Annotated in this window: 18 protein-coding genes and 1 tRNA gene; 3 read left to right on the top strand and 16 right to left on the bottom strand. The window is 68.6% G+C overall.

The genetic code is table 11. The annotated features are described in order from the left end of the window. Positions 1 to 54: 54 nt before the first annotated feature. The 3 genes from V6S02_RS14735 to V6S02_RS14725 all read right to left on the bottom strand — a co-directional run bounded on the left by V6S02_RS14735 (position 55) and on the right by V6S02_RS14725 (position 4546). Positions 55 to 1710 carry an alpha-amylase family protein gene (locus tag V6S02_RS14735; RefSeq protein WP_336401451.1) on the bottom strand — a complete coding sequence of 552 codons (1656 nt, stop codon included), beginning with the start codon at positions 1708 to 1710 and terminating at the stop codon, positions 55 to 57. Continuing rightward, positions 1707 to 2672: a TIGR03885 family FMN-dependent LLM class oxidoreductase gene (locus V6S02_RS14730; protein ID WP_141939673.1), complete on the bottom strand. Its 966-nt coding sequence runs from the start codon at positions 2670 to 2672 to the stop codon at positions 1707 to 1709. The genes V6S02_RS14735 and V6S02_RS14730 overlap by 4 nt, the downstream gene beginning before the upstream one ends. 83 nt (positions 2673 to 2755) lie before the next feature. Then, positions 2756 to 4546 carry a DUF2207 domain-containing protein gene (locus V6S02_RS14725; RefSeq protein WP_336401450.1) on the bottom strand — a complete coding sequence of 597 codons (1791 nt, stop codon included), beginning with the start codon at positions 4544 to 4546 and terminating at the stop codon, positions 2756 to 2758. Positions 4547 to 4594: 48 nt separating this feature from the next. On the opposite strand from V6S02_RS14725, the gene V6S02_RS14720 reads away from it, so the two are divergent. After that, a complete protein-coding gene (locus V6S02_RS14720) occupies positions 4595 to 5038 on the top strand; it encodes a MarR family winged helix-turn-helix transcriptional regulator (RefSeq protein ID WP_124292538.1) in 444 nt (147 codons plus the stop codon). A gap of 45 nt (positions 5039 to 5083) precedes the next feature. Here V6S02_RS14720 and V6S02_RS14715 read toward each other — a convergent pair whose 3' ends face one another. Continuing rightward, positions 5084 to 5557, bottom strand: coding sequence for an Hsp20/alpha crystallin family protein (locus V6S02_RS14715; protein WP_336401449.1), 474 nt, complete (start codon positions 5555 to 5557; stop codon positions 5084 to 5086). Positions 5558 to 5688: 131 nt separating this feature from the next. Continuing rightward, positions 5689 to 7203, bottom strand: a complete 1515-nt coding sequence (arfA, locus tag V6S02_RS14710) for an arabinosylfuranosidase ArfA (RefSeq protein ID WP_336401448.1) — start codon at positions 7201 to 7203, stop codon at positions 5689 to 5691. Between the two features lie 203 nt (positions 7204 to 7406). Between arfA and V6S02_RS14705 the strand changes: the two genes are divergently transcribed. Next, entirely contained in the window at positions 7407 to 8450 is a 1044-nt protein-coding gene (locus V6S02_RS14705; protein WP_336401447.1) for a LacI family DNA-binding transcriptional regulator, read from the top strand. 12 nt (positions 8451 to 8462) lie between these two features. Here V6S02_RS14705 and V6S02_RS14700 read toward each other — a convergent pair whose 3' ends face one another. Then, positions 8463 to 9068 carry a MerR family transcriptional regulator gene (locus V6S02_RS14700; RefSeq protein ID WP_336401446.1) on the bottom strand — a complete coding sequence of 202 codons (606 nt, stop codon included), beginning with the start codon at positions 9066 to 9068 and terminating at the stop codon, positions 8463 to 8465. 67 nt (positions 9069 to 9135) lie between these two features. Between V6S02_RS14700 and V6S02_RS14695 the strand changes: the two genes are divergently transcribed. Continuing rightward, the gene (locus tag V6S02_RS14695; RefSeq protein WP_336401445.1) at positions 9136 to 9636 is read left to right on the top strand and encodes a DUF4188 domain-containing protein; all 501 of its coding nucleotides are present in this window, start codon (positions 9136 to 9138) and stop codon (positions 9634 to 9636) included. A gap of 84 nt (positions 9637 to 9720) precedes the next feature. Here the strand turns inward: V6S02_RS14695 and V6S02_RS14690 are convergent. The 10 genes from V6S02_RS14690 to V6S02_RS14645 form a co-directional block, all read right to left on the bottom strand. After that, positions 9721 to 9793: transfer RNA gene (locus tag V6S02_RS14690), tRNA-Arg, on the bottom strand. A gap of 85 nt (positions 9794 to 9878) precedes the next feature. Continuing rightward, positions 9879 to 10439, bottom strand: a complete 561-nt coding sequence (locus V6S02_RS14685; RefSeq protein ID WP_336401444.1) for an asparagine synthase — start codon at positions 10437 to 10439, stop codon at positions 9879 to 9881. A 70-nt stretch (positions 10440 to 10509) separates the two neighbouring features. Then, positions 10510 to 11454 (bottom strand): aldose 1-epimerase family protein, encoded by a 945-nt coding sequence (locus V6S02_RS14680; RefSeq protein ID WP_336401443.1) that lies wholly within the window; start codon positions 11452 to 11454, stop codon positions 10510 to 10512. A gap of 90 nt (positions 11455 to 11544) precedes the next feature. Next, positions 11545 to 14529 carry an immunoglobulin-like domain-containing protein gene (locus tag V6S02_RS14675; protein ID WP_336401442.1) on the bottom strand — a complete coding sequence of 995 codons (2985 nt, stop codon included), beginning with the start codon at positions 14527 to 14529 and terminating at the stop codon, positions 11545 to 11547. A gap of 36 nt (positions 14530 to 14565) precedes the next feature. Continuing rightward, the gene (gene araA / locus V6S02_RS14670) at positions 14566 to 16077 is read right to left on the bottom strand and encodes an L-arabinose isomerase (protein WP_336401441.1); all 1512 of its coding nucleotides are present in this window, start codon (positions 16075 to 16077) and stop codon (positions 14566 to 14568) included. Between the two features lie 31 nt (positions 16078 to 16108). Continuing rightward, the gene (locus V6S02_RS14665; RefSeq protein WP_336401440.1) at positions 16109 to 17692 is read right to left on the bottom strand and encodes a xylulokinase; all 1584 of its coding nucleotides are present in this window, start codon (positions 17690 to 17692) and stop codon (positions 16109 to 16111) included. Beyond that, positions 17689 to 18408 (bottom strand): L-ribulose-5-phosphate 4-epimerase, encoded by a 720-nt coding sequence (locus V6S02_RS14660; RefSeq protein WP_336401439.1) that lies wholly within the window; start codon positions 18406 to 18408, stop codon positions 17689 to 17691. Before V6S02_RS14660 ends, V6S02_RS14665 begins: the two co-directional genes overlap by 4 nt. Continuing rightward, the gene (locus tag V6S02_RS14655; RefSeq protein WP_336401438.1) at positions 18408 to 19469 is read right to left on the bottom strand and encodes an ABC transporter permease; all 1062 of its coding nucleotides are present in this window, start codon (positions 19467 to 19469) and stop codon (positions 18408 to 18410) included. The genes V6S02_RS14660 and V6S02_RS14655 overlap by 1 nt, the downstream gene beginning before the upstream one ends. Then, a complete protein-coding gene (locus V6S02_RS14650; RefSeq protein ID WP_336401437.1) occupies positions 19466 to 20563 on the bottom strand; it encodes an ABC transporter permease in 1098 nt (365 codons plus the stop codon). Before V6S02_RS14650 ends, V6S02_RS14655 begins: the two co-directional genes overlap by 4 nt. Next, on the bottom strand, positions 20560 to 22137 hold the full coding sequence (locus V6S02_RS14645) for a sugar ABC transporter ATP-binding protein (protein WP_336401436.1): 1578 nt from the start codon (positions 22135 to 22137) through the stop codon (positions 20560 to 20562). Before V6S02_RS14645 ends, V6S02_RS14650 begins: the two co-directional genes overlap by 4 nt. Positions 22138 to 22172: the final 35 nt, after the last annotated feature.

Below are 22172 nucleotides of genomic sequence, written 5' to 3'. Positions count from 1 at the left end.
GCTAACCGCGCGTCGCGCCGATCTCGATCGCGCAGCCGCGTTCCCGGGATCTCCTCAGGAGACCCGTCCGTCCCCCGGGCGCGAGACGCGCAACCAGCGGAACCCGTACGGGGCGATCTCCATCTCGATGCGCCCCTTCCCGTCGAGTGGCATCCGGTCGGCTGCCAGCAGATCGACCAGCCGGGTCCCCTCCGGCTCATCCGGCAGGGCGAAGGAGATCGTGGCCGGCACGTCTGCGAAGTTGTGCACGGCGACCATCGCGCCGACGTCGGCCGCGAGCTTGTGCACCATCACCGCGGGCACATCGTGTTCGATCACCTCGAGCGAGCCCCAGCCGAGTTCCGGCGAGATGCGGTATCGCGCGATGAGACCGCGGACGAAGTGCAGCAGCGAGTCGCGGTCTTCGATCTGGTCGGCCACGTTGACGTGCTCCGGGGCGTACCCGTCACCCGGCACCGCCGCGGGAAGACGCGACGGCGCGGCATCCGAGAATCCCCCGTTCCGCTCCCCCGACCACTGCATGGGCGTCCGCACCGCCTCTCGGCTCTTGTCTTCGGGGTTCTCGCCCATGCCGATCTCCTCCCCGTAGAAGAGCACCGGGGTGCCCGGAAGGGTGAACAGCAGGCTGTAGGCCATGCGGATGCGGCGGGGATCACCACCGAGCATCGTCGGCAGCCGCCGCACGATGCCTCGCCCGTAGATCCGCTGGCTCTCGTCGGGCGCGAGCGCCTCGAACACCTCCTGGCGCTCGTCCTCGCTCAGCTGATCGAGGGTCAGCTCGTCGTGGTTGCGCACGAAGTTGGCGAACTGCGCCTCGACCGGCAGGTCGGGCCGTGACGAGAGAGCCTCGATGAGGGGCGCAGGATCGTGACGCACCAACGACAGGTAGAGCCGCTGCATGGCGACGAAGTCGAACTGCATGGTCAGCTCGTCGCCGTCCTCACCGCCGAAGTACGCGACCTGCTCGTCATACGGCAGGTTGACCTCGCCGAGGAGCACCGCCTCACTCGACCGCCGCTGCAGGAACTGTCGCACGTTCCGGAGGTACTGATGAGGATCGGCCATCTCGGGGATCTCGAGCAGCGACGGCACGGCATCGACCCGGAACCCCGACACCCCCAGCTGCAGCCAGAACCCGACGGTCTTCGCGATCTCGTCGCGCACCTTCGGGTTGGCGATGTTCAGATCGGGCTGGTGCGGGTAGAAGCTGTGGAGGTACCACTCCTCGGTCTTCTCCTCGTAGTTCCAGATGCCGTCGGCCTCGCCCGGGAAGACGGGGTTCTTCTGACCCTTCGGCGGCGGGTCGCTGCGCCAGATGTAGAAATCGCGGAACGGCGAGTTCTTGCTCCGCTTGGCTGCGAGGAACCAGGGATGGCGATCGGAGGTGTGGTTGACGACCAGATCGACGATGACCCGCATGCCCCGGTCGCGAGCGGTGCGGATGACCTCGACGAAGTCTCCGAAAGACCCCAGCCGCGGATCGATCCCGTAGAAGTCGGCGACGTCGTAGCCGTCATCCAGATCGGGAGTCGGATAGATGGGCATCAGCCACAGACAGGTCACGCCGAGCTGAGCGAGGTAGTCGATCCGCGCCGCGAGCCCCTGCAGGTCACCGATGCCGTCACCGTTCGAGTCGAAGTAGGTCTCCACATCGAGGCAGTAGATGACCGCGCTCTTCCACCACAGGTCGCTGGTGTCGGTGATCCTCATACGAGCTCCCGGAGGCGGGGAAGGATGCTGCGCTCGGACGCCGCGAGGAAGTCGGCCTGATCGCGCCCGACGTGGTGGAGGTAGACCCGGTCGAACCCGATGTCGACGAGCTCGGCGATCCGCTCGGCGAGCGCGGTGGGGTCGTGATCGACCAGCACCGCCTTGCGGAGCTCGGCCTCATCGGGTTCGCCGACGGCCCGATCGAAGTCTTCGGGCTGCTCGAAGTCCCACGCCTCAGGCGGCGACACCAGCCCGTTCGGCCACTGGTCCTTCGCGAGCGCGATGGCCTCGGCGTCGGTCTCGGCGAAACTCACGTGCACCTGCAGCACGAGGGGGCCTGCTCCGCCGCCCTCGCGGTAGGCGTCGAGGACGTCGCGAAGCACCTCGGGGGCCTGGGCGACCGTCGCGAAGCCGTCAGCCCACGACCCCGCCCAGCGGGCGGTCTGCGTGCTCACCGCTGCGGCGAGGAAGGGGGGCGGCACCTCGGGCCTCGACCACACTCGCGCACGATCGACGCGGATGAGGCCGTCGTGGCTGACCTCCTCGCCTGCCAGAAGACGCCGCATCACGGTCGCGCTCTCGAGCAGACGGGCGTTGCGAACGTCCTTCTCGGGCCATTCGTCGCCGGTGACGTGCTCATTCATCGCCTCACCGCTGCCGAGCGCCGCCCAGAATCGGCCCGGGAACATCTCTCCCAGCGTCGCGATCGCTTGTGCATGGACCACCGGGTGGTAACGCTGCCCGGGGGCGGTCACGACGCCGAACGACAGTCGCGTGGTCGCGAGGGCCGCAGCCAGCCACGACCACGCGTACCCCGACTCGCCCTGGCGGACACCCCACGGCGACAGGTGGTCCGAGCACATCGCGGCGTCGAAGCCGGCGGCTTCGGCTCCTTGGACATCGCGCAGGAGCGCGCTCGGCGGAATCTGTTCGTGCGAGGCGTGGAATCCGATGACGACCATGACTCCACCGTGCCCCCCTCAGATGAGAAGCGGGAGGGGTTCCGCTTTGCCGCGGGATCGGGTAGGCCCCGGGCTGCGATGCGTCAGACGCCCCCGCCCCCACCGCCGCCGCCCCCGCCGCCCGCGGAGCCTCCCCCGCTCGAGCCGCCTGAGCTCGACGACGCCGCCGCCGTAGCGGAGAGGCTGCTGATGCCCGCCGAGAAGGCCGCGGCGTTGAACCCCGCCGTACCGACGTACCAGCCGGGGGTGTCGTCGCCGTAGTAGATGGCGAGCTGCTTCGCCCACTCCTTCTCCTGGCCGAAGACCACCGCGTACGGGAGCAGCCGCTCGTAGAGGTGGAGCATCTCGCGAGGGTCGCCGGTGTCGACCGGGCGCCGTTCGGCACCGGTCGGAGTCTGCAGCATCCGGATCCGATCGGCCTCCGCCCACTCGATGAAGATCTTCAGACCCTCCAGGTGGTCGCGCACCTCGGCGCCGGTCGCGCTCAACGGCCGCGTCGAGAGCACCGCGACCGTCACGATCGTGAGCCCCGACCCGAGCACGATGATGACGATCGGCAGCAGAGGGTCGACCGACCCTGCCAGAGCGAACACGCCGAGGAGCACGATGAGCACTCCGATCAGGAGTGCGCCGGCGATCGGCCATGCCCGCACCCGCGCCGGGATGGTGCGGTAGAGCCCCCGGCTCTTCAGCTCCTTGCGCCCCGCCGCGAGGATCTTCTGGGCCGTGCGGGAGAAATGGGTGTCGTTGCCGCCGAACTCGTAGATCTCGCCGGGTCGGAGCTCCTCGTCGAAGAGGCCTTCCAGCAGCATCCGTCCATCGCGGTCGGCGCGGCCGGCGTCGATCAGCTCCGCCTGCAGCTTGGCGCTGCCGAACCACCGCTTCTCCCCTTCGAGGATCCGGATGCTTCCGACCACCGCCTGCTCGAGCACCTCGGCCGGGATCGCCTTCGCCGTCTTGCCCAGCAGCAGCGCGCTCTCCAGGGCGTCGATGCCGGGGGGCGGGGTGAACTCCGCGATGATCGTCGGTCGCCCGGGTTCGTTCCTCAGCGACCGGCGATTGACCACGATCGCCGCGCCGAGCATACCGAGGCCGGCGATGCCGGCCACCCCCTGGGCCCACCCCCAGCCCGACGCGAGGTAGGAGTCATCGAATCGGGCGAAGGTGCCCGACTCGAATCCCACCGCGATCGTCAGCGTCTCCGTCGGTGCGAGATCACGGGCGCCGGCGGTGACGACGGCGCCCTCCCCGCTGTCGGAGACCTCGATCGGACACGTGGTTTCCGCGCCGAACCTCCCGACGTAGCACGCGTGCGCTCCGGTGAGCGCGCCGGCCAGGTCGGCAGGCACCACGAGTGTGGCCGTGACCTCACCGAAGGGTTGGCGCCACCCGTTGCCATTGACGTCCCAGTAGAACTCGTCGCTGGTGTCGGCGAAGAAGTCGGTGACATTGCGCAGGGTGTAGGTGAACACGAATGTCTGCCGGCCGGAGAGGAAGTCGTCGGCGCGAGATGTGACGATCATCCAGTTCCCGTCGGTCTCGACCTCGCTCGGCCTCGGGTTGCCCTCTTCGTCGGTGACCGAGACCAGGTCGGGAAAGGTGGGCTGACCGTTGTAATCGGCGGGGATCTCCCGGCGCAGGCCGCGATTCTGATCCTCGGGGAAGACCGCGACGAACGTCTCGACGACGCGAAGGGTGCTGGTGTCGTCATCCTCACGGCCGAGGGTGTACTCGGCGTGCATGCTCTCGAACACGAAGTCGTCGAGGTCGCCGGAGGCGGAGGCGGGCTGTGCGGAGACCGCCAGGCCGACGAGGCCGACGACCCCCAGGAGGACCGTCAGCACCGTGGCGGTGATCCGACGCGTTCGCGGCATGCGCTCAGCCTAGATGGCGGCGTCGCCGCCACCGGATACCCTGGGGCCGTGAACGATCGTCGCCTCGCCGTCGAGGCATGGGAAAGCCTCTTTCGTGCGCAGCACGAGCTGTTCGCCGATCTGGGCCGCGACTTCAGCGATGCGCCGCTGCAGCAGGGCGAGTATGACGTGCTCCTGACGGTGACCCGGGCGCCCGATATGACCGCGCGACTGCGTGACATCACGCGCCTGATGCTCGTCAGCCAGCCCTCGGTGTCGCGTCTGGTCGACCGGATGGTCGCCCGGGGATACGTCACGAAGCGCCCCGACCCCGATGATGGGCGCGGGTCGCTCGTCCGGGCGACGGAGGCGGGCGCCCGCGCGTTCCGCGACGTGGCACGGGTTCATGCCGCCCACATCGCGGAGCGGATGTCGGTGCTGAACGAGTCCGAGCTCGCCCAACTGCGCGAACTCACCACCAAGCTCCGGACGCGCGACGCCCCCGCCGAGTGAGGACCCGACGGGGGCGTCGCGAGATGCTCCGTCGACGGACGCGGTTTACTGCTCGACCGGCTGCGGGTGATCTGCCGCACTCGACGCCGAAGCGCTCTCGTGCGCCTGCAGCACCTGCGCGCCGTTCTCGGTGGCGACCTCGATCTTGCGTGGCTTGGCCTTCTCGCTCACCGGGATGGTGACGCTGAGCACGCCGTTGCTGTAGCTGGCCGCGATGCGGTCGGTGTCGATGCCCTGGCCGAGGTTCAGCTGTCGCACGAAGCTCGCGGCCTCACGCTCGCGCGTGATCCACTTCACGCCGTCACCGGCACTGAGCGTGCGCTCGGCGCGGATGGTCAGCAGCTGGCCGTCCACGTCGATGTCGACCGAGCCGGGGTCGATGCCGGGCAGGTCGGCGGTGAGCACGTAGTGGTCTCCGTCGCGGTAGAGGTCCATCGGCATGCGGCGCGGGCCGCGACGGGCGTCGAAGAAGCTCGTCGCGAGACGGTCGAGGTCACGGAACGGGTCGTACGTTGCCATGTTCGGTCTCCTTCACTGGACGAAATCCGGAACTTGAGTCAGCTTGACTCAAGTACGTCCAGGTTAGCACTCGAGGGTGGAGAGTGCTAAGTACCGCGGCGTTCGCCGTGAGCGAACGGACGGGCGGAGATTCACTCGGCGGTCAGGACCGTCCACGAGCAGGGGGGCAGGGTCAGGGCGACGGCGCCGTCGGCGATCTCCACCGAGTCGTTGGCCTTCGGCGTCACCCGGTCGGGCTGCTCGAGTGTGTTCGCAGCGTGGATGTCGTCGTCGAAGATCGATGTCGCCGTCGCGGATGAGACGCCACCTGCGAGCGCCGTGGAGTCGATCTCGAGAGTGACCTCGTTCGTGAGGCTGCGGTTTACGGCGAAGACCGTGATGGCGCCACTGTCAGGATCGATCGTCGCGACGGCGTCGACGATCGGCACCTCGCCGAACTTCGCCGCCTCGTAGGTCGGGCTGTCGAGCTTCAGCTCGAGGGCGACACCCCGCGCGAGCTGGGAGGTCAGCGAGAAGGGGTAGAACGTCGTCTGACGCCACGCCGGACCGCCGGGCTCGGTCATGATCGGCGCGATGACGTTCACCAGCTGCGCGAGGCTCGCCGACGTCACCCGGTCGGCGTGCCGGATGAGCGAGATCATGAGGCTTCCGAAGACGACGGCGTCGAGCACGGTGTACCGATCTTCGAGCAGCCTGGGTGCGACCGGCCAGTCCGCGACATCCGTGATCTTGTCGACCTCGTTGTAGCGCGACTGGTACCAGACGTTCCACTCGTCGAAGGAGATGTTGATCGTCTTCTCGCTCCGCTTCATCGCCTTGACGTGGTCGGCGGTGGCCACGACCGCCTCGATGAAGCGATCCATATCGACGCCCGATGCCAGGAAGCTCGCCAGGTCGTCGCCCTCGGGCTCGTAGTACGCGTGGCAGGAGATGTAGTCGACGTTGTCGTACGTGTGCTCCAGGACGACGCGCTCCCACTCGCCGAACGTCGACATTCCCGCACCCGAGCTGCCGCAGACGACGAGCTCGAGATCGGGGTCGACCTGACGCATCGCTCGCGCGGTCGTGGCCGCGAGCTGCGCGTAGTTCTCCGCCGTGCTGTAGCCCAGCTGCCAGGGCCCGTCCATCTCGTTGCCGAGACACCACATGCGGATATCGTGGGGTTCGGCGTGCCCGTTGGCGACGCGCTCGTCCGAGAGCCGTGTGCCGGAGCGGATGTTGGCGTACTCCAGCACGTCGAGGGCCTCGAGCACCCCGCGGGTGCCGAGGTTCACGGCGTACATCAGCTCGCCGTCGACCTTCTTCATCCACGAGGCGAACTCATCGAGGCCGATCTCGTTCGTCTCGGTCGAATGCCACGCCAGGTCGAGCCGGCGGGGCCGCTCCTCGCGGGGTCCGACACCGTCCTCCCACCGGTACCCCGAGACGAAGTTTCCGCCGGGGTAGCGGATCGTTGACACGCCGAGCTCGCGCACGAGATCGATGACGTCGGCGCGGAAGCCTTCCTCATCAGCCGAGGGGTGACCCGGCTCGTAGATGCCGTCGTAGACGCACCGCCCGAGATGCTCGACGAAGGAGCCGAACAGACGTCGGTTGATGGGGCCGACGGCGAAGTGAGGGTCGATGGTGAGGTGTGCGCGGATCATGCTTCTCTTTCGGGAAGGGCAGGTTCAGCAGGACGTGCGGCGCGGGCCGAGCATCACGATCAGCGGAATGACGGACGCGAGCGCGCTGGGGATGGTCAACATTGATTACAACGTTGTATTTACAACGTTATAGACACCATGGCATTCGCGATGCGACGTGTCAAGATGTGGGAGGAGTTCGAAAGAACGGAAGGCGGGCACCGATGGAACCGACGTTGCACGACGTCGCACGGGTGGCCGGCGTGTCCATCAAGACGGTCTCGAACGTCATCAACGACTATCCGCACGTGCGCTCGGACACCCGGGAGCGTGTGAACCTCGCCATCAAGCAGCTCGACTACCGACCGAACCTCTCTGCGCGCGGCCTCCGGTCGGGACGCACCGGCGTGATCGGCTTGGCCGTTCCCTCGCTCCGCGAGAACTACTTCGCGGAACTCGCCGACGCGGTGATCCGCGCCGCGGAGAAGCGAGGCCTCGGCGTCATGGTCCAGCAGACCGGTGGCCAGCGCGATGCCGAGATGCGCGTGGTCTCCCGCAGTCGTCCGCGCTTCCTCGACGGTCTGCTGTTCAGCCCCGTCAGCCTCGGCCAGGAGGACGCCGAGCTTCTCGCCGTCAACGGTCCCCTCGTGCTCCTCGGAGAGCGGATCTTCGGGGGACCGACCGACCACGTCACCATGCACAACATGTCATCCGCCCAGGCCGCCACGGAGCACCTGATCGAGATCGGCAGGCGCCGCATCGCCCTGATCGGGGCCGACCCGCGGCACCGCGACGACGAAGCCAACTCGGCGAATCTCCGGCTTCGCGGCTATCGCCGGGCACTCGAGCGCGCCGGCCTCCCTTTCGACTCGACCCTCGTGCGACCGACGGTGATGTCGGACTGGAACCGCGCGGGGGGCGCCGCGGCCACCCACTTGCTCGTCCAAGACGGCATCGAGTTCGACGCGGTCTTCGCTCTCACCGACACGCTGGGGCTCGGCGTGCTGCGGGCGCTCGGCGAGGAGGGACTGCGCGTACCCGACGACGTCGCCGTCATCGGCTTCGACAACATCGACGAGAGCACGTACTCCCTCCCTTCGATGTCGACCATCGACATCGGGCGGGACGAGATCGCCGCGATCGCGGTGGATCGCCTGATCGAGCGGATCTCGGAGAAGGGCGAGCGCCGGCCGCCCGAGACCTACAAGCCCGACTTCCGGGTCGTGCGGCGCGAGTCCACGGGCTTCACCATCGCCGACTCCGACTGACGTCGCGCGGCGTCAGGCGCCGTATCGCTCGCTCGAGACGATCTGTTGCGCAGCGCGACGAAGGGCCAGCAACAGTGGTTCGGTCAAGACGGTGCCGAGCACCACATACCGCACCGCGCTCTCGATCGAATCGTCCGGGATACCGGCGATCTCCGCGTCGGCGATCCGCCGCGCCGAACGGACGTAGGCGTCGAGAACATCGGTCGGCACGCGGAAACCCGCCCGCTCGAGGGTCGCGAGCGCCGCGGCGAGCCCGCCGAGCAGGCGAGGCTCGCAGGTGCCGGGCTTTCCACCCAGTCGCTCGTACAGATCCTCAGCACCGGCGGTGTCGATGTCGTCGGGCACGCTGGGGGTCACGGCCGCATGTGCGATGCCGAGCAGATCGTAGGGTCCCGCCGGCGGGTCATCGAGCGCCGCGACGACGTGGCGGATCTCGGCCACACTCACCCCTGCGGCCACGAGCGCCCTCACGACGCGGAGCCGTTCGACGTGCCGAGTGCCGTAGTCGGCCTGGGTTGCCGCCGTGCGGACCCCTTCGGGCAGCAGGCCTTCCCGCAGGTAGTACTTGATGGTCGGCACGGCGACATCCGTTGTGGCCGCGAGCTCCGAGATGCGCATATCCCTCCTTGCATTAGATAGTATAACTATCCCTACTGGATAGCGTCACTATCGAAAGGACTCCATGATGAGCAAGATCGTCGCAGGCCGCATGACGCACCGCCACGAGGGAGAACTCGTGGTCTTCCACATCGGGATGCAGATCAACCGATGGTGGCGATTCGACCAGTGGGTGCCGGTGTTCACGGCCATGCCGAGAATGCTGCGGGAGCAGATGACCGACGCGGACTCCGGGCTCCTGGGAGCGCAGCTGCTCCTCGGGGCGGGTGGGCCCTATGTCGTCCAGTACTGGTCGTCGGTCGAGAAGCTCTACGCCTACGCGTCGTCGATGGATCTTCAGCATCGGCCGGCCTGGACGGCCTTCAACCAGCGCGCCCGGAAGGCGCCGGGGGCCGTCGGCATCTGGCACGAGACGTTCCTCGTCGAACGCGCCGAGAGCATGTACGTCTCGACGAAGCCGATGGGCCTTGCCGCCGCCACCGAACATGTGCCGGTCGTGGGCCGCCATGACGGGGCGCGCGCTCGCTTCGCAGACGGGAAGACGACGTCGACCGCGGCTCAGCACTGACCGCCCGGTCGGAGCGCGAAGAGGGCCGGGGACAGCAGAAGAGGCCCCCGATGGGGACCTCTTCTTCACTGTCTCAACACAGTGCGCGCCCGAAGGGACTCGAACCCCTAACCTTCTGATCCGTAGTCAGATGCTCTATCCATTGAGCTACGGGCGCCCGCGCTCACAACCGTTTCCGGCGCGCGAGCACCACATGAGAATACCCCACCGGGCGCGGCGCCGCGAATCGAGCCGCGGCCGGGTCACGACGGGTCGCCCTCCCGCTGCCGAGCCCGCCGATGCGCCGACAGGCGCGGGAGGTCGACGAGGCGCAGGGCCTGCATCCGCGCTCCCCGCATGGTCTCGTAATCGGGGTCGAGGTCGGGACGCATCGCCTCGACCCGCAGCCGACGCTGCAGGTTCGATTCGACGTCGCCCCACGCGGCATCCCGGGCGTTCTCGACGAGATCGCGCACCGCCTCGGGGTCGTCGGCCATCTCACGAAGCCGCTTCGCGACCCCTTCGTACTGCCGGCGTCGACGGCGGAGGTTGCGGGTGTCGCGGTCGCGGTAGTCGTGCGTGCCGTCGGGGTCGGAGAACTTCCCCCACGCCTTCTTGCGCTGACGTCGGGCGAGATCGGCGGCGGCGTCCTGCTCGTCGGCGAGGGCGAGCAGCGTCGTCCTGGCGAACCGCTCGAACGGCTCGTACTGGAACGTCTCGTCGTTGGCGATCGTCTCGACGAGGATGCGATTGCGCACGGTGAGGCGGGCGGCAGCGGCGGCGATCGAGACCCCCTCGCCGATGGCTTCGGCGGTCTTACCCATCGTCACCCCCTCGCTCCCAGGCTACCGGTCGGGGCCGATCGGCCGGGAGGAGGGGCCCGTCGACGCCCGGTCAGGCGATGGCGGAGATCCGCCAGGAGGCTGCGGATGACGCGCCCGGCCCCAGTTCGATGAGACCGGCGTCGAAGTCGTAGCGGCCGGCGTTGAACGCATCGGGCGCGCAGGTCATCGGCTCGACGGCGAGGCCCAGGCGCGAGACGGCCTTGTCGGGCTTGTCGGCGGTGTGGATCTGGGCCCACGGGCAGGCCGTGTCCCAGGTCATCGCGACCCCGGTGCCGTCGGGCGCGGTCACCCGCACGGAGGCGAAGCCGTCGTCATCCCGGGCGAACCCGGTGTAGGCGTGGTCGATCTCGACCTGACCGATCCGCCGAGCACGGCGGAAGTCGAAGCGCTCGGCGCCGGCAGTCTCGACCGGCTCGAGCGAGACGGGGATCAGCCGGTCATCGGTGACGGTGAGAACGTCGTCGGCAGGGAGCTCGAGCGACCACTCGTCGACAAGTCCGGGGCCGGCGACGAGATAGGGGTGGGGCCCCGTCCCCCACGGTGCGGGCTCGTCGCTGCGGTTGTGCACCCGCACCGTCTGGGTGAGGCCGTCGGCCGCGAGCTGGAAGGTCGTCTCGAGCCCGAGCTCCCAGGGGTAACCGGTCTGCGCGACGATGGTCGCCGCGAGCGTGACGTGGCTCGGGCCCTTGTCGATCGCTTCGAAGTCGAGCCACGACGCCAGGCCGTGCAGCGCATGCCCGCGCGTCGGCTCGGTCAGCGCGACGCGACGTTCGACGCCACGGAAGGTGTAGATGCCGTCGACGACCCGGTTCGGCCACGGCGCGAGCGTCGCCCCACGGTACGAGGGACGCACCTCGTCGGCGCCGAACGGCACGACGAGGTCGCGGCCCTGGAAGGTCAGACACCGCAGCGTCGCGCCGACGCTGGCGATGCAGGCCTCGTAATCGCCCGCGCGAAGGGAATGCTGGATGCCGGAAACGGGGTGCGAGGCCATGTCAGTGCTCCTGGGGGTGTGGTGACGTTCGAGTATGACCCACGACGCGGGGGCCCGCGCAACAGCTGCGCGGGCCCCCTCGTCAGCGGATCAGCGGCAGGTCGCGGCGGCGACCGTCGCGGTGGTGGTGAAGGTGCGGTCATCGGCCCCCGTCGCGGTGACGGTCACCGGTGTCGCCGGCGCCGAGGCGAGACGGGTCGTGAACGAGCTCGCCACCGTCTTGCCCGGCTGCACGGTGATCGTCTTCGCGCCGTAGGCACCCGACAGCGTCACCGTGGCGGCGACATCGTCGGCGTTCGTGACGCTCACGACCTGAACGACCTTGCCGACGACGCACCGCGTCGCGGTGGCGACCGTCAGGTCGAGTCCGAGCGACACGGCCTCCGAGGTCGAGGCACTCACGAGCCCGTCGCGGTACCCGTCGTAGCTCGCCGTGACGCTGCCGACGCCGGTGGGCACCTCCACCGAGGCGACACCCCCGTCGGCGGCGACGAGCGCGACGGTCTCGGACCAGTCGTCGCCTGCGAAGGTCACCGTCCCCGCGACCTGACCCTCGTCCGCGGCGGTGACCGTCGCCGTGGCGACGCCGTCCTCGACGGCGAGCGCGGTCTCCGAGGCCACGGCGGCCACCGAGGTCCACTGCTGCATCGCGGTGAGCACCTGCTGCGAGACGCTCACGAACGACCCGTGCCGGGGGCTGGCCGGAAGCCCGCCGGGTGCGCGCACGTTCCAGCTCGACCGCTGGGAGAGCCGGTCGGACTGCGTGCTCGAGGCGATGTCGTCACCGGTGGTGACGAACGCACGGTACCCGCCGGCCCCGTAGTTGTCGACGAGGAAGACGTAGCCGTCGTCATCCGGGCTGTTGTTGGGGTCGCCCTCGTTCAGCTTGATGATCTGCGGACCCTCCCCCGCCTGTCCCGTCTCGAGCGTCGTCATGCGGGTGTCGGTCAGCTGCCAGGATGACGCGGGGTCGGCGTTCCAGTCCGACCGCGTCGTGGGCGCGGTCAGCACGGTCGACCGCTCGAGGAAGATGTCCTTGCCCGCCTCGAGGCCATCGGCCCCGCCGCCCTCTTCGTTCTTGGTGAACCGGTAGTAGTAGTCGCCGATCTTCTGCACGGTCGAGTCGATCCGCGCGAACCCGGTGTCCTGCCAGCTGACCGGCGGGTAGGTGAACGTGGTGAAGTCGCGCGTGAGGACGTAGAACATCCGCGCGTAGAGGTTGTCGGAGTTGGACTTGGTCTCATCGGAGTACAGCCGCGAGGCGAAGAAGACCACGTACGACTGCAGGTCGTCGTCCCAGTACGCCTCCGGCGCCCACGTCATGCCCGCCGCCGGCTGGTTGATGGTGATGCCGGTGTTCTCGCCGTTCGTCCGCGTCCATTCGACGAGGTCCTCCGACTCCCACACTTCCACCTTGAGGCTGCCGGCGGACTGAGCGGGGCCCCATCCGGTGCCGCATCCGATGCAGAGGTCCGTGGCGATCATGTAGTACTTGTCGCCGTTCGCCGAGCGCAGGATGTACGGGTCTCGAAGGCCCGTGGTGTCGGTGGTGGAGGTGATGGTGGGCCGTCCGCCGTTGACCGGCGAGAAGGTGAAGAAGTCATTCCCCGACGTCGCCGCCTGGTAGATCTTCTCGTCGGAGTCGGACTTGAAGTACGCCGCCGCGTAGCCGGCGTCGGGCGCGGAGCGCCCGAGCTCGGCCACCGTGATGACGAACTCGCGGGTCTGCGTCTGTCCGTTCAGCTCCGCCGACGCCGTGAGCGTCACCTCACGGTCGCCCTCGCCGTAGCCGGGGCGGGTGACGAGCCCACCGCCTTGGAACGGATCGGCCGCGCCCGCGGGAGGAGCGACGTACTCCGGGTCGGTGGGGGTCACCAGCGCCGGGTCGGACGAGGTCCAGGTGATCTCGGCGCCGTTGACCGTGCCGGTGGTCACCAGCGGCAGGTTCTCGGTGGTCCGGGGCTTCAGGACGATCGCGTCGAGGTCGGCGCCGACGACCGGCGCGAGCACCGTGACCTCGAACGTCAGTGTCGATCCGAGCCCGGTGGTCGCGGTGAGGGTCACCGGGGTGTCCTCGGTGATCGCGCGGGAGACCTCGCCGTCGGTGGAGACCACGTCGGGGTCGGACGACTCCCAGGCCAGGCTCACACCGTAGAGCGACGACGGCAGAGTCAGCTTGCTCGTGACCTCGTCGAGCGACGGATTGGCCGCACGCACCGTGGGCTCGATGTCGAGGCGGATGAGCTCGGCAGTGGAGGCCGCCTTCTGCGCGGCGGTCGGCATGCTCGAGGACACCTGGTCACCGGTGAGGGCGACGTCCCAGAACTTCACGTCCGAGACGTCCGCACGCAGGAGCGGGTCGCCCTGGTAGAGCGAACGCCCGAGGTAGCCCAGCACATTGCCGCTGGGGATGATCGAGGACATCGACCTCGAGTGGGTGAGCGTCGAGATGACAGCGCCGTCCCGGTAGAGGGTCAATGTGTTGCCGCTGCCGACCATGGTGAGTGTGGTGAAGCCGGGGTTCAGGCCGCCGCCGGCAGGCATCCGGGACTCGCCGTTGCCGGAGTCCTTCACGCGGATGGCCGCGAGCACCTGGTTGGTGTAGCCGCCCTGCGCGTTGCGGGGGCTCAGGAAGACGTGGTTGCCCAGCTGCGTGGTGTTCCACGGCCCCACGCCGTCGCCGATGACCCAGCCGAAATGATTGGCCCCGGTCTGGGTGGTGACGGTGTACTCGACCGTGAAGCTGTTGTCGGTCGCAGTCACGAGTCCCTTCGGCAGGGCGGCGTATCCGTCGGCCTTGAACCGCAGCGTGTCATCGCCGGCGAGGTCGACGAAGGATGCGTCGGTGAGGCCGGTGAGCGTGGCGTTGCGGCCGTTGCCCGACACGTCCAGGAGCGTCGACCCGCTGTGCGACATGTCGTAGTGGGCTGTCGGAGCCGGCACATCGGCGGCGAGCGCCGCCGTGGGTGCCGTCAGCCCCAGCATCGACACGGCGAGCGCGCCGGCGACACCGCCGGCGACCGCGCGCCTGAAGGACCGCCACCGTGCAGGCGCGGCGAAGGGACGTGGACTCATCGGTGAGTTCCTCCTCGGGTGGGGGATGCCGCTCGCTCAGAAGCCCTGAGCGAGCCGGTAGTACGCCTGGTTCCAGCGCAGTTCGCGCTGGAACCCGCGGACGGTGGTGTCCTCGTCGATGACGAGGAGTTCGGTGGCGGCGATGTCGGCGAAATCGCGGAACACCTCGATCCCCACCTGCGTGGTCATGACCGTGTGATGGGCCGCGCCGGCGGCCAGCCAGCAGGTGGCGCTGGTGGCGAAGTCGGGCTGCGGCTTCCATACCGCGCGGCCCACGGGGAGCCTGGGGAGGTTGGGGGCGTCGATGTTCTGAACGACGTTGGCGACCAGACGGAACCGGTCGCGCATGTCGCTCATCGCGACGACGAGGGCGGGACCCGGGTCGGCGGTGAAGACCAGCCGCACCGGATCATCCTTGCCGCCGATGCCCAGGGGATGCACCTCCAGGCGCGGGCGCGCGGTCGTGAGCGACGGCGAGACCTCGAGCATGTGCGCGCCCAGGATCTTCTCATCCCCGGGCACGAGGTCGTAGGTGTAGTCCTCCATCAGGCTCGCCCCACCGGGGAGCCCTGCACCCATGACATTGGCCACCCGAACGAGGATCGCGGTCTTCCAGTCGCCCTCGGCACCGAACCCGTAGCCCTCGGCCATGAGCCGCTGCACGGCCAGACCGGGGAGCTGCTTCAGCCCCCCGAGGTCCTCGAAGCTTGTGGTGAACGCCCCGAATCCGCCCTCCTCGAGAAAAGCGCGCAGCCCCAGCTCGATCGCTGCGCCGTCGCGGAGGGACTGATGACGCTCCCCTCCCGGGCGCAGGTGCGGGGCGACGTCGTAGAGGTCGATGTACTCCTCGACGAGCAGATCGACGTCTTCCGCCGCGGCGGCGTCGACGGCCTCCACGAGTTCGTTCACGCCCCAGGTGTTCACCTGAACGCCGAAGCGCAGCTCCGCCTCGGTCTTGTCGCCCTCGGTGACCGCGACATAGCGCATGTTGTCGCCGAACCGCGCGAGCTTCAGCGAGCGCGCCGCCGCCCATCCGGCCGCCGCGCGCTGCCAGTCCTCGACCTGCTGACGCACCGCGGGGTTGGAGACGTGTCCGACCACCGTCTTGCGCGCCACACCGAGCCGGGTCTGAATGTAGCCGAACTCCCGGTCACCGTGCGCGGCCTGGTTCAGGTTCATGAAGTCGAAGTCGATGTCGGCCCACGGCAGCACCACGTTCGCCTGGGTGTGCAGGTGCAGCAGGGGCTTGTGGAGCGCGTCGAGCCCCGCGATCCACATCTTGGCCGGGCTGAAGGTGTGCATCCACGCGATCACGCCGATGACGTTGTCGCGCGCATTCACATCGAGGGCGAGACGCCGGATCGAGTCGGGGTCCTTCCGAACGGGCTTCCAGACGACCTTCACCGGCAGATGCCCGAGACCGGCGGCGACCTGCTGGGACTGCTCGGCCACCTGCCGGAGCGTCTCCTCGCCGTAGAGGCTCTGGCTTCCGGTGACGAACCAGACCTCCAGGTCGTCGAAGCGCGTCGAAAGAGTGGTGCGGGTCATGGGGTCCTTCTCTTGTGGGGAAAACGGATCGTCAGCGCACGTCGGCGGCAGCACGCTCTGCCGCGAGACCGTCGTGGTAGCGCGTCAGGTAGCGGGCGAAGCCGGCGACGTCTGCGGCATCCGGGGTGACGGTGGTCACCTCGGCGCCGGCGAAGACGTGGTCGATCAGGTAGGTGGACAGCGGAGTCTCGGCGTGGCCGAGGTACGAAGCGAGCACCGCGATACCCCAGGGCCCGCCCTCGGCGGCGGTGTCGCCCACGGCGACGGGCGCATTCATGGCGCCAGCGAGGAATCGCTGGGCGACTCCGGCCGTGCGGAAGACGCCGCCGTGGCCGAACATGCGGTCGATCTGCACGCCTTCGGCATCGAGCACGCGCATACCGAGCGCGAGTGTGGCGAAGATGCCGTACACCTGCGCGCGCATGGCGTTGGCCAGGGTGAACCGGCTGTCGGGGGTGCGGACGAACATCGGGCGCCCCTCGTCGAGGCCGGCGATCGGCTCCCCCGAGAGGTGGTTGTAGGCAACCAGACCACCGGCGTCGGGCTCACCGGCGAGCGACTCCTCCAGCAGCACCCCGAACACCTCGTCGGTGGCGAGCGGGGTGCCGGCAGCGTCGGCGAAGCGCGAGAACATCCCCGCCCACGCGCTGAACTCGCTCGCACCGTTGTTGCAGTGCACCATCGCCACCGGGTCACCGGCCGGCGTGGTGACGAGGTCGATCTCGCGGTGGACCCCGGGGATCGGCCGCTCGAGCACCACCATGGCGAAGATGCTCGTTCCCGCGCTGACATTGCCCGTGCGGGGGGCGACCGCACCCGTGGCCACCATGCCCGTGCCCGCGTCCCCCTCAGGAGGGCACAGCGGGATGCCGGGCCGAAGTGCACCGGACGGGTCGAGCAGACGTGCGCCGGTCTCGGTCAGCGTCCCCGCAGGCTCCCCTGCTCGCAGAACGCGCGGCAGCACCTCACGCACCGACAGCTTCGGCGACCGATCGGCGACGAGAGCGTCGAAGCGGTCGAGCAACGCCGTGTCATAGGCGTCGCCGGCCGCCGCGATGGGGAACATGCCCGAGGCGTCGCCGACGCCCAGCACTCGTTCGCCGGTCAGCTGCTCATGGACGTACCCCGCCAGCGTAGTGAGGTGATGCAGATCATCGACGTGTGCTTCTTCGTCGAGAACCGCCTGGTAGAGGTGCGCGATCGACCACCGCAGCGGGATGTTCACGCCGAACACGTCGGTGAGCGCCTCAGCGGCCGGCCCGGTCGTGGTGTTGCGCCAGGTGCGGAAAGGGACGAGCAGCTCCCCGTCGGCGTCGAACGCGAGGTAGCCGTGCATCATCGCGGAGATCCCGAGGGCCCGATAGGTCTCGGGAACGACGCCGTGGCGCCGCTCGGCGTCGGCGACGAGGGCGGCGTAGGCGGATCTGAGGCCCGCCCACACGTCGTCGAGCGCATAGGTCCACATGCGGTTCTCGAACCGGTTCTCCCAAGCGTGAGAACCCGTCGCGAGGACACGGCCGGGGTCATCCGCATCGACGAGGCAGGCCTTGATCCTCGTCGAGCCGAGCTCGATCCCGAGCGCCGTCCGCCCAGCCCTGATCACCTCTCCGCTCACTGATCCGGCTCTTCTTCTCGGCGCTCGTCGCCGGCCTGGCCGTAGACGTTCTGGTAGCGGTCATACAGGCGGTCGATCGCCTCCTGCGCGATCGGCAGCAGCTCGCCGCCCTGCCGTGCCACGTGCACGGTGCGCGCCACGTCTTCGACCATCACGGCTGCTTTGACGGCGTCCTTCGCCGATACCCCGATCGTGAACGGACCGTGGTTCTGCATCAGCACCGCACGCGAGCGGTGCCCGCGGAGGGTCTCGACGATCCCGCGACCGATGGAGTCGTCGCCGATGACGGCGAACGGGCCGACCGGGATCGGCCCGCCGAACTCGTCGGCCATGGCCGTGATGACGCACGGGATCTCCTCCCCGCGCGCCGCCCACGCCACGGCATAGGTCGAGTGGGTGTGCACCACACCGCCGACCTCGGGCATGTTCCGGTACACGTACGCATGGGCCGCGGTGTCGCTCGAGGGCGACCGCTCACTGCCGGGCGTTCCGGGCACGACCGTGCCGTCGAGGTCGCACAGGATCATGTTCTCCGGTGTCAGGTCGTCGTACGACACCCCCGACGGCTTGATCACGAACAGATCGGTGCCGGGCACCCGGCCCGAGACGTTGCCGCCGGTCCACACCACCAGCCCGTACCGCACAAGTTCGGCGTGGAGCGCAGCGACATCCGTCCGGACCGCATCGATCGCCGCTTGGATCTCGGCGGTCGGCATCAGCTCGCCCGCCGGCGCGTGAGAGCCCGCTGCAGGAGCACGAACACGAGCAGCACGCCACCGGTGATGATCGTCAGATATTCGGGGTTGATCGTGCCGTCCTTCGTGATGATGAGGCGCATGGCTGCGATCACGAACACGCCGACGACGGAGCCCAGGATGTATCCGTAGCCGCCGGTGAGCAGCGTTCCACCGATGACGACGGCGGCGATGGCGTCGAGCTCCCATCCGATGCCCGTGACGTTCTGCGCCTTACCACCCACTTCCGCGGTGTAGACGATCGCCGCGAGCCCCGCGAGCGCTCCCGAGATGATGTAGATGCCCACGCGCGTACGGGCGACCGGAAGACCCATCAGGGCGGCCGACGACTCGTTGCCGCCGATGGCGTACACCGTGCGCCCGCTTCGGCTGCGGTGCAGGTAGAAGATTCCACCGAGCACGACCAGCACGGCGATGATCAGCCCGGGCGTGACCGTGAAGTCGTTCACCCGCGGCCCATCGACGAGCTTCCAATCCGTGGCGAGAAGGTGGATCGGCGAGCCCTCGGGCGCCTGCACCGGCGTGGTCGACAGGATCGATGCCAGGCCCCGCGCCAGGAACATCATCGCCAGCGTCGCGATGAACGGCTGCACGTTGAAGTACTGGACCATCACGCCCGCGAGTGCCCCGAACGTGGCACCGGACAGGATCATGAGCGCCATCGAGGCCCAGCCGTCCACGCCGATGTTCATGACCATGACACCGGCGACCGAGCTGAACGCCACGACGGCGCCGACCGAAAGGTCGATGCCGCCCGAGACGATCACGATCGTCATGCCGACGGCGAGGATGATGGTCGGTGCGAAGCTGATGAGCAGGCTCGACATCGTGCCCGCGTGGAAGACCCTGCCGTAGGCGACCTCGGCGTAGATGAGCATGCCGAACAGCAGGACGAGTGCGGCAAGCGTGGGAACCAGCGTCTGGTTGCGTTCCCACAGCCCCGCCAGACGCCCCGCGCCCTTGCTCTCGGGAAGGTCGGGGACGGGGGGAACGGTATCGGCGAGCGTGCGCGAAGAGCTCATGCGACGGCCTCCTTCGAGACGGGAGTACCCTGCTGCGCTGCGGGTCGAGTCGGCCCGCCGGGATCCCCGGTGGGTGTTCGCGGCGTTCTCTTCCGGCCGAGGACCCACGAGCGGACGCGCTCGGACTGCAGGAGCACGAGAACGATGATGACGACCGCCTTGAAGGCGGGAGTGGCCGCGGCGGGGATGCCCAGGAACAGCACGGTCTTGTTCAGGGTGGCGATCAGGAGCGCCCCCACCGTGGATCCCACGATGGAGAACTTCCCGCCGGCGAGAGAGGTGCCCCCGATGACCACGGCGAGGATGGCGTCGAGCTCCATCAGATTGCCCGTCCCGCCCACGCTCACCGTCATGACTTCCGAGACGCTGAACAGCCCGCCGACGGCGGCGAGAGCAGCGGCGAGGACGTACACGCCGAAGAGAATCGGGCGAGGACGGATGCCGGCGAGCCGACTGGCGTGTGGGTTGATCCCGATCGATTCGATCATGAGTCCCAGTGCGGTGCGGCGCATCACGAGGGCGACGAGGACGACGATCGCGATCGCCAGGACGAAACTCGTGGGAAGGCCGAAGATCTGACCGTTGGCGAGCAGCCGGAACGGCTCGTTCGTCGCGTTGGTGTTCTGGCCCCCGGTGATCACGCGGGCGATTCCGCGCGCCGCGAGCATCATGATCAGTGTCGTGATGAAGGGCTGGAGCCCGATGACCGAGACGAGGAAGCCGTTGATCGCGCCGAGGACGATCGCCAGGGCGAGCGCCAGGCCGATCGCCGTCAGCATCGCACCCACAGGCGCTGCCCCATCCAGGCTCGAGAGGGTCTCCATGGCCACCGCCCCGCCGACCGCCATCATCGAGCCGACGGACAGGTCGATGCCTCCCGTGGCGATGACGAAGGTCATGCCGAGCGCGATCATGATGATCGGCGCCGAGATGCGCAGGATATCGAGCAGGTTGCCCGTGAGCAGCCCCGTCGTGGGGTTGACGCTGAGCGCCAGGTAGGTCGGATCCTTGAGGGTGTTGATCGTCAGCAGCAGCGCGATCCCCACGATGGCCCAGAACCAGGGCGTGCGCAGCGCGATCTTGAGACGGTTCATGACGCTCCCCCTTCGTGGTGCGCGGCGGCTTCGGTCGCGGTCGCCGCCTGCCCCTCCGTCTCGGTGGCGATGATCGAGACGATGCTCTCGGCGGTGACTCCCGGTCCGTTCACGACCTCGCCCACCTTCTCGTGGTCCTTGAGGATCACGATGCGCTCCGAGAGCCGGACGACCTCTTCCAACTCGGACGAGATGAACACCACACCCATACCGCCCTCCGCGAGCTCGGCCACGGTCTCCTGGATGTCGGCCTTCGCGCCGACGTCGATCCCGCGTGTCGGCTCGTCGAGCAGGAGGAGATCGGGGTTGGTGGCCAGCCAGCGACCGAGCAGCACTTTCTGCTGATTTCCGCCCGAGAGCAGACGGATCGGACGGTCCGGATCGTTCGGCCGGACGCTGAAACGCTCCATGTAGGTCTTCACGAGCTGGTCGACCTCGCGGGCCGGTACGCGGCGGAGCCATCCTCGGCGAGCCTGCACCGCGAGCATGATGTTCTCGCGGACGCTCAGGTCGCCGACGATGCCGTCGTCTCGACGGCTCTCGGTCGAGTACGCGATGCCCTGCGACAGGCCCGCGACGGGCGAGGTGAGCGAAACCTTCTCGCCCCGGAGCCGCACGGTTCCCGAGTCGGCCTTATCCGCCCCGGCGATGAGCCTCGCAAGCTCGGTGCGGCCGGCGCCGAGCAGACCCGCGAAACCGACCACCTCGCCGGCGTGGATGTCGAGATCGGTGGGCGCGATCGCGCCCTTGCGTCCGAGGTTCTCAGCGGCGAAGAGCGGCGTCGCCGTGCGGTCGCGCTCCTGGGTCTGACGATTGGATCCGAGGGCCCGCAGCGCTTCGAAATCCTTGCCGATCATCTTCGAGATGAGCTGGGTGCGATCGAGGTCGCGCTTGAGGTATTCGCCGACGAAGGTGCCGTTGCGCAGGACGGTGATGCGGTCGCTGATCGCGTAGACCTGGTCGAGGAAGTGCGAGACGAAGAGGATGGCGACGCCCTGATCGCGGAGGCGGCGGATGACGCCGAACAGCACCTCGACCTCATTGGCGTCCAGGCTCGATGTGGGCTCGTCGAGGATGAGCACTTTGGAGTTGGTGACCATCGCGCGACTGATGGCGACGAGCTGCTGGAGGGCGATGGAGATCGACGAGAGCGGTGCTCGCGGGTCGAGGTCGCCCAAGCCCAGGCGGGCCAGGCCCTCTCGTGCTCGGGCGTGCGTCTTGCGCCAGTTGATTCCGCGCCAGTCGCGCACCTCGTGCCCGAGCATGACGTTCTCACCGATGGTGAGGTTCGTGCACAGGTTGACTTCCTGGTAGACGGTGGAGATTCCCGCGGCCTGTGCGGACGCGGTGCCGGTGAAGTGCCGCACCTGCCCGGCCACGACGATCTCGCCCGAGTCGATCTGATAGACGCCCGTGAGCGCCTTGATCAGAGTCGACTTCCCGGCGCCGTTCTCGCCCATGAGGGTGTGCACCTCGCCGGGGAGCAGCCGGAAGCTGACATCGTCGAGTGCCTTCACTCCCGGGAAGCTGATGGACGCGTTGCGGACCTCGACGATCGCGATCGGTTCACTCATGGCTGCGCATTTCCTTCGTGGTGCGGGGAGGTGCT

Origin of the sequence: Microbacterium sp. CCNWLW134, from assembly GCF_037083565.1 — a bacterium.
GTDB lineage: Bacteria > Actinomycetota > Actinomycetes > Actinomycetales > Microbacteriaceae > Microbacterium.
The sequence above is the reverse complement of the archived record's forward strand: the minus strand, read 5'-3'. Positions and strand labels throughout refer to the sequence as shown.